Raw genomic sequence first — 14,493 nt, 5'->3', positions numbered from 1 at the left:
AACTCGTATTTTACCTTTTAAAATCCACTTATCCCACACACGCGAATGCCGAAAAATCAAACAGCTCACCCATTGTATTGCTTATTTTGCTTGGTTCCATTGCTTCCTTTATCTTCCTGAGCGTTAGGTTGAAAAGGGCTGTATCTCTCAGGATATTAAGGAGTTCTGCCGTATTTCTCGCATCATCAAGAGCATCATGCTCTCTTCCTGTGAAGTCAATGCCTGCCATGTCGAGGGCCATGCTGAGAGAAAGCTGCTTGTTGAAGCCTAGATGAGTATCGAATTCTTTCTGGAAGTCCGACCATTTGACAGTGAGGATAGTTTCTTCCTCCTGTGTCATTTCATAATTCTTAAGAGTAATCTCCTTTGCTATCTGGCAATAGTCCGAATCACTCCAGGCATAGATTGTAATCGCATCTCCGGTTCCAAGGCACCAATTCGTGAACATCCTGAGAGCCTCTTTAAAAACAGGTGCATTCTGGACCATCTCTTCTGTGATACCCGTGATTCTCTTAATCTTTCTTTCAATGCAGTCATTATATTCAGGCTTCACATAGGTCCTGAATGCTGATATCTCCTGAAGATTATCATCAAGCATGACTGCTCCTATTTCTATAGTTTCCATCCTGCAGATCCTTCTTGCATCTGATTTCTTTGCGACATAATTCATCTCAAGATCAACAACGATATGTTTCATGGTTCCCTCCAATATTTGATGAAAATGCTAATCCTTCTGTGCTTATGGAAACATAATAATATGTAGCCCAGCGAAAAAAATGTACATAAAAATAGCGCATGATATAACAGGTATATCATGCGTTTAAGTTATATATTCTTATTATGATGTAATGGAGCATATCTTATGACGATTAAAGCTATTGCTATAAGAAGCGTATGTCCTATAAGCTTCAGTAAAACCCAAAGTGGCTCATAGAACACCGCATTTATAAGAAGGACAAGCGACATCAGGTATAAAAAGCACATGAAAAATAATTCAATATAGAAATATATTGTCCTTTTGTTTTTATAGGACAATACTGCAAGTCCTGCCCAAATAGTCGCAAGTAGTATCAGGGTTGAACCCAGTGAATAAGACCTTTCAACAGATTTCAGTATCTCAAACATCCTTTTCTCCTTAAGCTATTCCGAATTCCTCTTTGACACTTCGGTAGTCCTCATATCTCTCAAAAACAGTAGTTGCATAGCCACTGTAATCCAGCATCTTTCTGCCCGCAGCATAGCTATACATAAGCACCTTAAGTGCTGCCTTTGCTTCATTGAGATTCTTTGCCGCAAAAAGGTTTATCCGCTTATAACCGCACTGCTTATTGTACGTGGCCACCAATGCGTAACAACATTCCTTCGATACAGGGTGTTCCAATCGGTATTTGTCAGTGACATCTACAATACGGACCTGGGAACACTTCTTTAAATTAACAGACTGTACCGGATTCTGACTAAGTATCCAGTAGGCATCAGGCTCAGGCCCGCAGAGCTCGGACTTTTTGTACTGGTCAGGTGACTCTGAAAAGTCGTATAGCCTTAAGCCGTTATTGTAAGAGAGAAGTATTGACGCGTTTCTTTCCTCAACATTATCCAGGGATTCGTCTCCGTAGAACCGTAATATCTTTCCGTCATGTTCATCCCCGAAATGAAGCGCCAGTGCATAATGACTACCACTGTATAGAAGTTCATTTGCCCTAAGTCTGTCAGAATCGTTTTCGCATTTTGCATATATTACATAGTCGTAGTTCAGAGCTATAGTACCGCTCGAATTTAAGATAAACATTTCAAACCTCCGCATTGAATCAATAATCTGTTACATAAATTATGAGAGCGGATTTTTTATTCTGGGTTTGTTTTTCGGTTTTTTATATGTGTTCTAATTAATTATGAGCGGAGTTTTTCAATTATTAGTATTTTTATGAAAAAAATGCAGGCCGAAATCAACCTGCATAGTACACGGAACTAAAACTTATAAGATTTTATAATTTTTGCGTCATTGAAAGGATAAAAGCAGAATAATACCTTTGCCAAGATGTCCGACTCTTTTACAAACGGATTCGACCAGAATCTGGAATCTTCTGAATTGTTCCTGTTATCTCCAAGCATATAGTAGCACCCCTCCGGTACCTTAACATGAACCATTGGATAACGTGTCTTGTCGCAAATCATTGGTTCTGCGATGTATTTTTCATCAAGGGCTTTCCCGTTAACCATAATGAGAGCTTCGGTGAATGTAGCTTCATTATAGAAAGTCCCCATTTTTAGAGTGTCCACAGACTTTATATTGGTCGGCATTATATCTATCACATCCCCGGGCACTCCTATAATGCGTTTTGTGAAATGTACCACTTTGTTATGTGCATCGATTTCACCGCATTCCGGACAATGACCTTTATCATTTTCCTGATACATTGCACCGCAGGAACTACACGTATAACCGTATCGGAATATAACAACATCGCCACTTTTGATTGAGTCGCCTTTATAAAAGAGCCTTGATCCTATTACCCTGTCTCCTGTCATCATTGTGTTTTCCATTGATGACGATGGAATGTACGCAATGGCGAGTACATAGTTTGATATTATGCCGGCTGCGAGTATCGCGATTATTATGCTCCTGAAAAATTCCTTTATTTCTTTTGTCATATATTAGTTTGCGTATTCGTTAAAAATCGCTGTGTATCTCCTATTCCAGGCATTGATGGCTTCAAGCTTTGTCTGTGATCCATCATTGTTGAAGTCTTCTGCAATGAATCTTGCTCCCCTGGCACCGCATTTTGTGCACTGAACATAATAATTTCTATTAGGGACTCCCTTTATTATAGTCTTTGATTTTTGTTGTACCTTGGGCCTTCCGCCGCAGAACGGACAAAGTTTCAGCTCCGGGTAAATGGTCCATCCGGACTCTGTTCTTGGGAGTTTTTCCTGTTTATCTACAATGCCTCTAACTCGATAGAAGATAAAAGGAGTGTTATCCTTTTCATTGATTTGTTCTTCTTCAAAAATTTCATATCCTTCTGCCATAATTTTAAACCGCCACGGGAACGTCGGGGCTTGCCCCGATGAGGAGTGGCGTCCTCCTTTCACAAATGTAATTTTTTCGCATTTCTAACAACTTTATCTTCTTATAGGACAATTGTTCGTTTATCTTGGTTCCATCCAGCATACGTATTGCAAACCTGCCGTCCAGTCTTCTGCCAAATACAAAGGCTTCAACATTATTTACGGTCACTTTATCGTATAGCCTGAATCCATGCACTTCATATGGAGCCTGGTTACGTTTACGGATACCACCTTTGTTTATGGTACACTTATGTATCTGCCGGTTATGACATCGTACCTTCTTATAGAAATATACTGTGCCTTCAGATTCAGCCTTAGGATTACCGCTTATACATCTTGCATCTATGTGATGATCCTTTGGTAAACTGTTCTCTATGCGTGTTTTTTTTGTGATATATCCGTATGTAAGATTTACATCAGGATACAGTTCCTTTAGTTTGTCATATACCGCCCATCTTGTGATACCCATGAAGGTAGCATCTCTGAAACTCATACCCCTGTGAATCGTCTTTGGGAGTTTTATTTTCCCGAGATGATACTGTTTATGGCAGTACTTACATAAAGTGATAAGGTTATTCGGTGAATCACCGCCTGTCTTACGTGATTCTATGTGGTGTACATTAAGTATCTTGTCCTTTGACTTCCCCTTACAGCACTGGCATACATGACCGTCACGCCACAGAACATACTCACGTACATTCCAGAAGTCTGTCTGTTCCCCGTTTTGATAATCAGTACCGGATACATCGGGGTTCTTTATCTTCTGTATGTCAAAGGATGCCGTTTCAACCTTTATGTGTGATACAGGGAGTATCTTAATTACCTTCTGAACCATTGTGATATGTGACTCAGCCTTCTGTCTTACAGACGGTGAAAGCCAGCCTTCATGTCTTGTGCGGTTATCAAATCTTGGCTTTCGGTGACGCGTCTTACGGTTACGTCTAGTACGGCGCTGTTCCCGTCTTGTAGATATGAGTTCGACGATATCATTCCTTAGTGTGACCTTGGCTTCGAACAGTACCTTTTTGTTGGTCGTAACAGATAAGCCTACGTCTTTACTGCCTGTATCCACACCCAATGATATGTTCTGGGTGATGTCAGTAGTCTCATATAATAGTTGTATTGTGAACGGGCATCTGCTGATTACTTTAGCAAGACCAGATTTCAACATCCGTCTCACTTTACCATACCGCATTGTAGGCATAAGCGGATGCCCGTCTTTACTTATCACATATACCATATGAGGTACTCCTTCCATAAGATTGATATGTTTTACGCTGTAAGCCGGTACATATCTGACCGTTGGTGTACCATCGCCAATGTTAATAAGAGGTTTTATATCAGCAACACTGCCCCTATACCACAGGACTGTTTAATCACTGGCCTCAGAGCTGCAGACTTGGTACTACATCTGCAGGTGACTATATATTCTCTCTTAACGTAGTGCCCGAAGCACTTAGGCTACTCACCATGGGCTACAGTATATCTACTGCAACCCCGCGGGCTTGCCCGTAGGTATTAGTGAGATATGTCCTCTCTTTCTTGCTCATTTGTGAGCTGTTAAAATAATATGCTTATTCTATAATAATTATGTGTGTTTTCTAATCTGATTTTTCGTTGCTGATAGAAATTTTCTGATGTTTATTAATTCCCCGGTAGAATCACCCTTTCAAAAAGAAACCAAGGCTTAATTCCTCAGTTTCTTTTTGAATTTAAGAGTTCACTTATGCTGACTTTTCTTCAATAGTCTGTTCTTTCTCAAGTTCCTGTTTAGCAAGGACTTTCTTGATATCGTTAGGGTTCGTTGAAAGAAGCGTGTACAGTTCATTATCACGAGGATAGATGTTTGCAAACGGTACAATGCTCTTTCCGGTATAAAGAAGTCCGTGGCCGGAATCTGCATTCTTGATAAATCCAAGCTGTGACTCTGAAAGATGAAGGAGAGAACCGATCTGCATACGGTCTTCTAAAGACTGGTTCATCATCATAATGAATGAACAGTTATTGAAGATACCACGGGATTCTCTGTTTGTGAGAAGGTCCTCACAGTTCTGTGTCATACCGGTTGGCACACCACCGTACTTTCTTATCTGCTTGAATACGTACATTAAGAATCTAGCGCAAGATTCAGACTGTGTAATCATGTAAAGCTCATCGATGTAGATGAATGTACGGCACTTACCCTTGTTTCTGATGGTTCTGTTCCAGATATCGTTAAGGCACACCTGCATTCCCATTTCACCCATTCCGGATCCGGCCTTTATGGCTGAAATATCATAAACAGTGAATCGTGAATTTGTATTTACGTTAGTCTGATAGCTGAAGGTTCTGAAGTTACCGATACAGTACTTCTCAATAGCAAGTGCGATATACTCGGCTTCAGGCTCCGGCTGACGCTTGATGAGCTCGTAGAACTCAGTCATGGTAGGACAGATCGTAGTATCAATGGTCTCCCGAGGCTTTAACGGCTTCTCATTATCCGGATTATGCCTGTTGTAACGTTCAATCTCCTCATTCTCTTCGTCTATTGCGACATTTCTTTTGGTCATTTCCGCAATGTAGTCCTCATAAATGAGACGTACACAACGGTCAATGATTGTTACCTGAATGGTGTTAAGGCCGTTTCTTCCGCCGATAGCCGATTCAAAGATTGAACAGATGTAGTTTGATTTTACGGTGATAGGATCATCCCCGTCCTTTTCATCTGCAGTAATGTCAAGATCGAAAGGGTTGATATGGTTCGAGGAACCGGGGGTTATTCTTATTACTTCCCCTCCCAATGCGTTTGCGAGTGGGGCATATTCGGCCTGCGGGTCGATGACGAAGATCTCATTGGTTGGATCCTTCAAAAAAACCTGTGTCATTTCTGCCTTGGCAGCAAAAGACTTACCGGAACCGGACATTCCGAGGATAAGGCCGTTGGAGTTCTGACCTCTCAAGCGGTTATACATGATCATATTATGGCTTGTTTCATTTATGCCATAGTAATTACCGCCTTTCTGGATGAGCTCCTGGCTTGAAAAAGGGAGGAAAAGGGCTGCCGAAACCGTATTCATAAAGCGGTCAGCGTAAATCTCCTTTACTCCAAGAGGGAGTGTTGTGTTTAAGCCCTTCTCTTGCTGTTCGGTGAGCTTTGCAAGGGTGCAGAGCTGGTCACCGGCTTTGTTCATTGCGATCTCTGTGTATTTATTTAATTCCTCAAGGTCATCAGCAAAGATAGTTACTGTCACTGCCATAAGGAATGCCTTCTGGTCTCTTACAGTGAGATCCTTATATACGGAGTCTGCTCCTTCCTTTTCTTCCTGAAGGTCCGGTGAAATAAACTCTGTTGTAAGTCCCTGCTTTGCAAGTCTCTGAGCGCTTTGTGCAACGTTAGCCGAAACATCGATCATACGGTTACGGACAAGCTTTATAGCTTCATCCTGTCTGTATGGGGCGTAATGCACTGATGTAAGGCAGTTACAGCCTATCTCAGAAATAGAAGTGAATATCTCTGCTGAAAGCTCTGTGGGGAGATTTCTGAGATAAAGGGATCGTGCGTACTTATCACCTATTCTCATGTAATCTCTCTCAAAAGTAAGAGCGTTAGGGCCTATTACATCCTTTGTGGTAAGTCCAAGTTCAAGGAGCCATGGGATAGAAAAGCTTCTTGCTTCCTTTCCATCAATGTTCATCTTCTTAAAGAACTTTATATCCGTGTCCTGATTATAGATGTTGTAAAGAAGCTCAAGTCTTTCCTGAAGCTCCATAGGGTCTGTCTGATAATCAGTGATGGTCTTTAACTTGCTTGAAACTTCGGCATCGATACGTGAGAATATACCGTTTGCTATCTCTACGTTTTCAGCCTTTACGGAGATAATGAGATACTTGTCCTGTACGATTGAATTCTGTCCTTCAGAAATCTTCTCCCTGAGAATGTTGTTTAAATCTTCTCTATACACATCAAACTTGTCATTCTTCTTCTGATAAAGGACTTCTCTCTTAAACTCGTCCTGGTCAATCTTATGTGACCAGATGACGAACTGGGGCCTTACGTCCGGCTGGAAGTAATTAAGAAGTTCCCCATATGCAAAGAATATCTCGTTCTGGACTTCCTGAGTCGCTGTACGGAAATTCGTATCAGTGATCTTGTATGATTTTGTATAGATATCATCCTTTGTTTTTATGATACCGTTCAGGAAAACCTTATCGTAAGGGATCGAATCCTGTACGTACTTGGGCACGGTTATCATTTTGATAAGTGCCTTTCTCGTTTTCTTTATCTTCTTTTTGCTTGTATCCTGTGCCTTGCCGTTCCTTTTATCGGCAAGTCTCTTTTGTTTTTCTTCTTCTTCATCGAAGATAGTCTTTATTGACCCAACGTCACCGGATAGATCCAGAGACTTATCCTTTTCTTCCGATGCCTTGACATTGTCTACGTTGGTAACAGTTTTTTTCTTACCAAATAACAAATCGAACATAAACCCTCCTTCACGTTCGAAACATTAACTAATAGGCTTCAAGTCGGGATTATCTTTAAGAAACTTCTCAAGTCTCTTTTCATGTTCCTTCTTGATCCTTTTTTCAGATTTTTTTCTTCCCTTTTTGTCAAAACTGTCGTCTACATCATCAAAATATTCGTAGGTGATCTTGTTCTGCACAGCCAGGTTCTCATAAATATTTACTGTCCTGTAGGGTCTCCGTTTATGTCCGAAGTATCTGTTTATCAGCACTTCTTTTGCGTACACATAGATTGGCATGTCCTGTATGTCTACGTATCCGCACATAACAAACGGAGCCATTACAAACATCATTAAGTAGTTGCAGGCTTCCTTTCCTACTTCATCAGTCCATACACTACCAAGTCCGAATTTCACTGCGCACCCAAGTGCGCCACCTATAAGGAGAAATGATATCTGACGAAGTGTAAAACTCATAAATATTTTCGTTTTGAATTTTCGTACATCCTTTGGGATGGGCATTATAACCATGTTTATATTCCTTTCATCAGTGCACGCCTATAATATCTTCTGCAATGGATCTTGCTCTTGCGAGAAGTCCTAGCATCGTAAGGTTTATTGCCATCAGAGCTACAGGGTCATAGAAAGGGATGTGTTGTTTCAGCATGTTTGTTGCGTAAAGAATTACGTACATCACCACGCCTGTAAGTGCAAGGGCAACTATTTTTTTGATATATCTGACTGCAGATGACCTTAGTGTGTCATTGTACATATCAGCTATAGCGATAGGTGTGAATGTTGCACGCACCATTATTTCTATGATGATTGAGTAGACAGTGAATGAAGATACAAGCTGGATAATACCGTTTCCTAAAAAATCAGAAAGCTGACTTCCGATTGCACCAAGTGCATGAGCGGGAAGTGTCTGGCTTGCTACCAATAACTTTCCAGCCCATGAACCCAAAGTCTTAACATTTGTCATAAGGTTTGCCGTAGCATTCGCTATGGGGTTCATTTCAATTATTGTCTGTCCAAGTGATGTAGCTAAAGCATTCTTATAGAGTGCATACTGTATAGCTTCATCGGTGATTGCACCAGCGAACTTAGTGACCATATAACCGCCCCAGTATACAGCGAAGCCTATAATGGCCTTAAAGTTGTATATAATCCAGAGTCCAAAAAACATTTTGAACATCGTGGTTCCGAAAGCTTCCTGTGAGAACTTTCTATCGGCAACCATTTCTGATAGAGTGAGACATGAGAATGCAACACACATCGTAAGGCCATATCCCACCATAAGATCCGTGAATGCTGAAGTACCGGTATTAAGGTCTTCAAGGAGTGTCGACATGGCACCATTATTAAAATCACTGCCTTCCCATTGAAGAAGCTTTATTTTTTTTGCTGCACCCTTTACATCTGCTTCTGTGCCAAACTTAGCATCCAGAGTTGCACTTGTAGGTATGCCAAGCTGTCCTGCTGTGTCGACAAAGTTGTTTATCCATTGGCTTGTAAATGTAAGTGGTGCTTTTGCTTTTGAACATACTTCGTTTATGAGATTCGTACCTGTTATAATACTAACCTTATTGTTGTCTGAGGCCGATACTTTAGATAATGCGTCTTCCAATTCATCGACAAGCTTATCTCTTAATTCAGCGCTGGAAGTATCCTCGGATGCTCCTTCTCCTTCTTCAGGGTCTATCTGCTTATACTGGTCTTCGTTCTTGATATCATCAAGTATTCTGTCAGTGTCATCGTTAAGAGAAGAGTCGAGGGAACCTGCAAAACTGGAAACCGCCGGAACAGACGCTGACAGAATAAATGTACATAGCACTACTCTTGCGAGAATCTTTTTTATATTTTTCAGTCTTATCATTAATTTTTCCCTAAAAAAACAGGGCCCGGGATGTTGTTCCCAGACCCAGTTGTTATGAATAATCAGCCAGAAATACCATAACCTTAAGGTCGTGGGATGAATGGCTTCACTTTTAGAAGTGTATAATTTTGATGTGCCTCTTTTAATGTGGCACAAAACGTGCTAAAATATACATACAAGTATGATCCGGGTCTTATGAAAGGAAAAACCTGCATGTATCTAACCATTAGTCAACATGTATATCTGTCTAAGGATGATTTCAGGTTTATAAAGAAACTTTTCCATGCTGCAAAAATCTGACCAGTGAAGCCTTATTTAATGTTTGCCAGTATTACTTCACGGAAGGTAATACCTTATGTATGTGAAGAAGACAACTAATATTAAATCATTAAACAGCAGAATAATTATTTCTTAAAACAACTCAATTCAGGGCGATTGACTGTACGCCCTTGTCACAAGACAGAAAATTACCGCTAATGTGGTCGTTGGACTGCTTGGTAATTAAAGTTCTGATTCAAATAGATTTACACCTGTAACTCCAAAGTCTGAAAATGATGTACGATTACAGGCTACGCTTGGTAATCAGAACCCCACGGGCTTGCCCGTGGGAGCAGTCAGGCGTATTAAGCGATGATATTTGCAGCCTGAAGGATCATAGGGAGACCGAAAAGAACAACTCCACCGATAAGCTTACCAATCTGATTCATAATCTGTGAACTGTCTCCGTCTGAACGTGCAGTAGCAATACCTGCGATACCGTATACTACAAGACCAATACCCATACCTCTTAGGATATAGAATGCTACCTGAAGAAAAAGGGACATAGGATCTGTAGATGAGTTTACTGTTACCTTGTAAGACTTTCCAAGGTCAACAGCAAGTGCCGGCATTACGTTTACTGTCATAATAAGATATGCAGCCTCTGCAAGTGTAAGTGCCCTGTTTCTTAATGTTTTGATATTTGCTTTCATACTGTGCTCCTTAAAAAATAAATGATTGTTTTGATATAATTATGCTAGCCGGTTTTTTTGACTAGACAAAAATTATCGTGTTTTCAACAAGATCTTTCAGAGATTTTTCAACTTTTTTTTGTTCTTCTGTGAGTTTTCTTTCAGGGTCGGAATATAGTATCCATAAGGTGAACTCCAACTGACCAACTGGGTCTTCGGCCAGCTCCAAAACATCTTTTTCCTCCGGATACCATGTTCGGTCTATATACCCCATCTCTACAATACTGTTGACGAGCTCATCATATTCCTGGTGAGTCATCTTAATCTGTGTCTTTGTATGTTTCTTAGCAGACAATGTTTCTTTCATGTGTCTTTTCACTTGTACAAAGATTTCTTGTCACATACAGCGGATAATCTGCTTCAAGCGCCCTCCTTTATTTATTTTTCATACCTCTTCTTCGGTACAAGACAATTATGGGGAGTGTTCTTTGTGTATTAGTATTTTTGGGGAAATAATTTGAAAAAATTTTTGAAAATTTCAAAAATGTCCGAAAATCAGTGGAAATGGAGGGTTTTTGCAACAAAAAAAGCAGCTATTCTGAAAATAACTGCTTTAATGGGTGTTGTGTTAGGCTTTCTTTGGTTCAAATCCTTCACGGTCTAATTTCACCAGAAGGTCCGTAAACCTTTTGATATCCCCGGCATGTCTTGCAAGAAAGAAATCAGCCTTGGTCTGCCTCTTCAGGACGGATATAAAGGCATCACGTCCGTATTTGGTGATTAGTTCATCAGCATCCTTTGCGGGATGCACCTCAGTATTGTACTTCATAATGAAGACATTTAATCCGAATTCCCTTAAGATGTTGATTGAACTGATCATAGCGTTAGTGCCTGCCTCGTCGGAATCCAGTGCCAGGAATACCGTCTTATAGTCGGTTGCAATCCTTTTTGCGTGCTCCTCTGTAAGAGCTGTACCAAGAACTGCAGCACAGTCATTAAGGCCGGCTCTCTTCATTGCTATAAGATCCATGTATCCTTCGCATATGACTATGGCATTAGCCCTTTTTACTCCTTCAGGAACCTTATACGGATAACCGTAAAGGATCTTTCTCTTGGAAAATAGCGGACTGTCCGCACTATTTATATATTTTGGTGCTGCTTTCTTTCCATCTTCTCCTTTCTGCTTTTCATCCCGAAGTATCCTTCCTCCAAAGGCAATAACATTGTCATGCCCGTCGTAGATTGGGAACATCACGCGGTTTCGGAAGAAGTCATATACTTCATCTGAGTCCACTGTCTTTCTGCAGAGTTTCGTTGCGAATATGAGATCATCTGAAAACCCGCATTTTTTCAGGAAGTCATAGAGTCTGTGGCCATATGGAGCAAAGCCAAGCCCAAATCGTTCAATAGCCTTGTCGGATATCCCTCGTGCTTCCAGGTATTTATGTCCCGGATTCCCATCCTGTTTCAATATGAAGGCATAGTATTGTTGCGCTTTCTTATATATAGGTAGAATCTCCGGGATGGCCGAATCTGGTATAGGAATTTTTACCCCTTCTTTCTTTTGAAGGAATTTCTCCCTGTTCCCCATTTCCCCACATCCATAGCAGACGTAAAGATCCTGATCTGTGTCCACCATGAGAGTTTCCGTTTCTCCAAGGCAGAAAGGACACCGTCCTTTATAAAGCCCTGTTTTTTCGTTATATTCTATTTTGGTGTACTTCTGTACACTCTGTCTCAAATTTCCCATCCTGTCCTCCTTAGATGACTTTTAGGTTTTCGTTCACAATAATTATGAGAGGGGATAAATCATATAATAAAAAAATTTCAAACTTTCTATCAGCAGCTATGTACAAAGTTGACTGATATTTATTTCTGGAACAAAATTAGGGCATAGATTTTTTTTGAGGTAAAAAGATATGAAGATTACAAAGGATTCCATTATGTTCCAGAACGGAACTTACAAATTAAATAACGGAGGTAGTGTTGTTTCTGACGGAGATCCAGTCCAGGCACTTGAGACAATATCACTTGAGGCACAGGCAGCAATTGATCATCTAAACAAGGATTACGATGTGTTTCCGTCCTCATTTCTCTACGTAGACGGCAGCAAGGACGGTGTATCAATTCAAGTTGTTAATGAATCAGATGATACTGATCTTGTTTCCATCTATATGGGAGACAAGATCGTGGAAGTTGGTTCACTCAAAGACATAATAAAAGGGCTTGTCGATGACATTGAACTCCATGAGGATGCTCTCCTTAAAAACTTTCACGATACTGCTGAAGAGCCCTATATGAGGAATCGAATCGAAGATGCCATAAAGAGACTTATGGACGAGCCGGTAACGAAGAGACCGTTTTTTACAGTGATTGATGGAGATTTATAATAATGACATACAAAAATCCCAGGGGCAAACCTCTGGGATCTTATATTATTATCAGCCGACTGACAGTATCTTCTTATCAAAAGAAGACTCTCCTACATCTTCACCATACCAATTCGCAAGATCTGACACGAACTTCTTTACGAAGGCGTATCTCTTTTCCTGTGAAGAACCGTCATGAGGCGGATAAATAAATCCACCTGTGACATTCCGGTTTTCTCCGGAAAATCTGTTAAGCTTCCTTAAAACCGTATACGTAAAATTAGTATAGGCACGGAGCTGATCTTCCAGGTACTTTTTACTTCCGTCGAAGGTTCTGTGGCGGTCTGCGGTATTATCCTGACCTAGGACACGTCCATATAAGCTATGGCCATCCGGATCGTAATAATCCATCAGCCCATCCATACCATATGTCTCATATCTTTCCTTGGCTTCGTCAAAGCATTCAAACCATTCAAGGCCCATTTCAACAGAGTAGTCATACTTAAAGCTCATTCCTCTTGCGAGAGTAAATTTTTCAAATGAAAAAGAGATTTCCTCTGTTGAAACAACTGTTACCTGTGCTGTTGTGTCTGCCATCTTAATACCTCCTGGGGTCTTCCCCTTAAAATAGAAAAATAGCAAGTCAGCTGAATCATTAATGACTCCAGATGACTTGCTTTAAAAAATTAACTACATTTTAAATATGGAAGGAGATGTTTCAGATAACCTCCGGTTTTTCTATTTTTAGGGGATTTGAATTACTTTTCATCAGAAAAACAATCCAATTTCGTCGAGAAATTGGTTGAAGATGGTCACTACTTCAAGTCTAAGGTCCGGATGTACCAGGCTGAAAGCTCCTATGGTTGCCAATACTCCTCCTACAATGTTAAGGAGTGTGTTCCATGCATTCAGGGCAAACCTTACGGACTTTCCATTGACTTTAACTTCGGTGACTTTTCTTTCCCTGTTTTCATTTATTCTGTTCTCATGTTTATTTAAAACCCTCATCAGTCCATCTCCTTGAATTTGTATTTGTCCATAAGCCTTCCAATAACATAGCATTGTCCGGACTTATGTGAATATTCGCAGGTTGCAAGGGTAATGTATTGTTCACCCCATTCCATATCCCCGTAAAAGATGCCTTTGTTTGCAGCTATGGTATCTTTTAAGGCTTCAAATTCTTCTTTGCTGTAAGGTACAAGATTTTTCAATAATTTCGAGTTTCTCCCACTTGCCGTAAAAAAACATACCGTATCGTAAAGATAAACAGTGTTTTTGGTGATATATTTGATCAATTTATGGGATTCAGTGTACTTTTCATCATCGAACTTTTTGAGACTCCCGAACATGCTGCCGTTCTTCATGTTGTGGCCATGGAGTATGTTGTTTGTGAGATTTAGTCCGCCGGCACTGTCTTCAAATATGGTGCCGTAAATGGATTTATCTCCGTTAAAACCGGTGTTAAGATATCTGTCGCTGTCCTTTTCAGTACGTACAACAGGATAATCAATCTTTGTTCCGTCTATCCTGATGTACGCGACTGTCTCTCGATTTTTATCCAGAAGACCTTTAAAATCAATAAGGTCATTAGGATTTACCCATTCCGGTACGGCCTTCTGGCCATCTCTTATTCTCTGCTCCGCAACTATCCTCTTAATCTCGTTGTATGTGTTCTCCTCTTTCTGATACTCGCCCATACGTAAAAACATGAGCGCCAGAGGAACTATACACATCACAAGGAAAATGTATTTTAATATCCTCATAATCAAACCCTTCCAGGTAAATTATGG

Annotated in this window: 16 protein-coding genes; 1 reads left to right on the top strand and 15 read right to left on the bottom strand. The window is 40.4% G+C overall.

Going from position 1 to position 14,493, the window contains the following annotated elements; all coding sequences use genetic code 11:
• Window positions 1-28: 28 nt before the first annotated feature.
• The 12 genes from T357_RS0109935 to T357_RS0109880 form a co-directional block, all read right to left on the bottom strand.
• Complete coding sequence (locus tag T357_RS0109935; RefSeq protein ID WP_031551797.1) at window positions 29-697, bottom strand: 3'-5' exonuclease; 669 nt, start codon at window positions 695-697, stop codon at window positions 29-31.
• 128 nt (window positions 698-825) lie between these two features.
• Window positions 826-1,125, bottom strand: coding sequence for a hypothetical protein (locus T357_RS0109930; protein WP_031551783.1), 300 nt, complete (start codon window positions 1,123-1,125; stop codon window positions 826-828).
• Between the two features lie 10 nt (window positions 1,126-1,135).
• Window positions 1,136-1,789 (bottom strand): hypothetical protein, encoded by a 654-nt coding sequence (locus T357_RS0109925; protein ID WP_031551780.1) that lies wholly within the window; start codon window positions 1,787-1,789, stop codon window positions 1,136-1,138.
• A gap of 179 nt (window positions 1,790-1,968) precedes the next feature.
• Window positions 1,969-2,652, bottom strand: a complete 684-nt coding sequence (gene lepB / locus T357_RS0109920) for a signal peptidase I (protein WP_044916655.1) — start codon at window positions 2,650-2,652, stop codon at window positions 1,969-1,971.
• 3 nt (window positions 2,653-2,655) lie between these two features.
• Complete coding sequence (locus T357_RS0109915; RefSeq protein WP_031551776.1) at window positions 2,656-3,030, bottom strand: Lar family restriction alleviation protein; 375 nt, start codon at window positions 3,028-3,030, stop codon at window positions 2,656-2,658.
• A gap of 4 nt (window positions 3,031-3,034) precedes the next feature.
• Window positions 3,035-4,309, bottom strand: coding sequence for an RNA-guided endonuclease IscB (iscB, locus tag T357_RS0109910; protein ID WP_081828120.1), 1,275 nt, complete (start codon window positions 4,307-4,309; stop codon window positions 3,035-3,037).
• A gap of 484 nt (window positions 4,310-4,793) precedes the next feature.
• Window positions 4,794-7,529: a VirB4-like conjugal transfer ATPase, CD1110 family gene (locus T357_RS0109905; protein WP_031551772.1), complete on the bottom strand. Its 2,736-nt coding sequence runs from the start codon at window positions 7,527-7,529 to the stop codon at window positions 4,794-4,796.
• A gap of 24 nt (window positions 7,530-7,553) precedes the next feature.
• Window positions 7,554-8,030, bottom strand: coding sequence for a PrgI family protein (locus T357_RS0109900; RefSeq protein ID WP_255342817.1), 477 nt, complete (start codon window positions 8,028-8,030; stop codon window positions 7,554-7,556).
• A gap of 25 nt (window positions 8,031-8,055) precedes the next feature.
• A complete protein-coding gene (locus T357_RS0109895) occupies window positions 8,056-9,384 on the bottom strand; it encodes a hypothetical protein (RefSeq protein WP_031551768.1) in 1,329 nt (442 codons plus the stop codon).
• A 623-nt stretch (window positions 9,385-10,007) separates the two neighbouring features.
• Complete coding sequence (locus T357_RS0109890) at window positions 10,008-10,355, bottom strand: hypothetical protein (protein ID WP_031551765.1); 348 nt, start codon at window positions 10,353-10,355, stop codon at window positions 10,008-10,010.
• 61 nt (window positions 10,356-10,416) lie between these two features.
• Window positions 10,417-10,701 (bottom strand): hypothetical protein, encoded by a 285-nt coding sequence (locus tag T357_RS0109885; protein WP_031551763.1) that lies wholly within the window; start codon window positions 10,699-10,701, stop codon window positions 10,417-10,419.
• Between the two features lie 261 nt (window positions 10,702-10,962).
• The gene (locus T357_RS0109880) at window positions 10,963-12,084 is read right to left on the bottom strand and encodes a toprim domain-containing protein (protein ID WP_031551759.1); all 1,122 of its coding nucleotides are present in this window, start codon (window positions 12,082-12,084) and stop codon (window positions 10,963-10,965) included.
• Window positions 12,085-12,253: 169 nt separating this feature from the next.
• Here T357_RS0109880 and T357_RS0109875 point away from each other — a divergent pair, with 169 nt between their 5' ends.
• Window positions 12,254-12,724, top strand: a complete 471-nt coding sequence (locus T357_RS0109875; RefSeq protein ID WP_031551757.1) for a hypothetical protein — start codon at window positions 12,254-12,256, stop codon at window positions 12,722-12,724.
• Between the two features lie 51 nt (window positions 12,725-12,775).
• Here the strand turns inward: T357_RS0109875 and T357_RS0109870 are convergent, their stop codons facing one another.
• From T357_RS0109870 to T357_RS0109860, 3 genes are all read right to left on the bottom strand, one after another.
• Complete coding sequence (locus T357_RS0109870; RefSeq protein WP_031551753.1) at window positions 12,776-13,300, bottom strand: hypothetical protein; 525 nt, start codon at window positions 13,298-13,300, stop codon at window positions 12,776-12,778.
• A gap of 171 nt (window positions 13,301-13,471) precedes the next feature.
• On the bottom strand, window positions 13,472-13,711 hold the full coding sequence (locus T357_RS0109865; RefSeq protein ID WP_031551750.1) for a hypothetical protein: 240 nt from the start codon (window positions 13,709-13,711) through the stop codon (window positions 13,472-13,474).
• Window positions 13,711-14,466: a class B sortase gene (locus T357_RS0109860; RefSeq protein WP_031551748.1), complete on the bottom strand. Its 756-nt coding sequence runs from the start codon at window positions 14,464-14,466 to the stop codon at window positions 13,711-13,713. Before T357_RS0109860 ends, T357_RS0109865 begins: the two co-directional genes overlap by 1 nt.
• Window positions 14,467-14,493 lie beyond the last annotated feature (27 nt).

The sequence above is a fragment of the Oribacterium sp. FC2011 genome (genome assembly GCF_000701645.1).
GTDB lineage: Bacteria > Bacillota > Clostridia > Lachnospirales > Lachnospiraceae > Oribacterium.
The sequence above is the reverse complement of the archived record's forward strand: the minus strand, read 5'-3'. Positions and strand labels throughout refer to the sequence as shown.

Coding starts and splice junctions, on each gene's coding strand:
- T357_RS0109935 (WP_031551797.1), bottom strand. CDS start 697: ATGAAACATATCGTTGTTGATCTTGAGATGAATTATGTCGCAAAGAAA.
- T357_RS0109930 (WP_031551783.1), bottom strand. CDS start 1,125: ATGTTTGAGATACTGAAATCTGTTGAAAGGTCTTATTCACTGGGTTCA.
- T357_RS0109925 (WP_031551780.1), bottom strand. CDS start 1,789: ATGTTTATCTTAAATTCGAGCGGTACTATAGCTCTGAACTACGACTAT.
- lepB (WP_044916655.1), bottom strand. CDS start 2,652: ATGACAAAAGAAATAAAGGAATTTTTCAGGAGCATAATAATCGCGATA.
- T357_RS0109915 (WP_031551776.1), bottom strand. CDS start 3,030: ATGGCAGAAGGATATGAAATTTTTGAAGAAGAACAAATCAATGAAAAG.
- iscB (WP_081828120.1), bottom strand. CDS start 4,309: ATGGTATATGTGATAAGTAAAGACGGGCATCCGCTTATGCCTACAATG.
- T357_RS0109905 (WP_031551772.1), bottom strand. CDS start 7,529: ATGTTCGATTTGTTATTTGGTAAGAAAAAAACTGTTACCAACGTAGAC.
- T357_RS0109900 (WP_255342817.1), bottom strand. CDS start 8,030: ATGCCCATCCCAAAGGATGTACGAAAATTCAAAACGAAAATATTTATG.
- T357_RS0109895 (WP_031551768.1), bottom strand. CDS start 9,384: ATGATAAGACTGAAAAATATAAAAAAGATTCTCGCAAGAGTAGTGCTA.
- T357_RS0109890 (WP_031551765.1), bottom strand. CDS start 10,355: ATGAAAGCAAATATCAAAACATTAAGAAACAGGGCACTTACACTTGCA.
- T357_RS0109885 (WP_031551763.1), bottom strand. CDS start 10,701: ATGAAAGAAACATTGTCTGCTAAGAAACATACAAAGACACAGATTAAG.
- T357_RS0109880 (WP_031551759.1), bottom strand. CDS start 12,084: ATGGGAAATTTGAGACAGAGTGTACAGAAGTACACCAAAATAGAATAT.
- T357_RS0109875 (WP_031551757.1), top strand. CDS start 12,254: ATGAAGATTACAAAGGATTCCATTATGTTCCAGAACGGAACTTACAAA.
- T357_RS0109870 (WP_031551753.1), bottom strand. CDS start 13,300: ATGGCAGACACAACAGCACAGGTAACAGTTGTTTCAACAGAGGAAATC.
- T357_RS0109865 (WP_031551750.1), bottom strand. CDS start 13,711: ATGAGGGTTTTAAATAAACATGAGAACAGAATAAATGAAAACAGGGAA.
- T357_RS0109860 (WP_031551748.1), bottom strand. CDS start 14,466: ATGAGGATATTAAAATACATTTTCCTTGTGATGTGTATAGTTCCTCTG.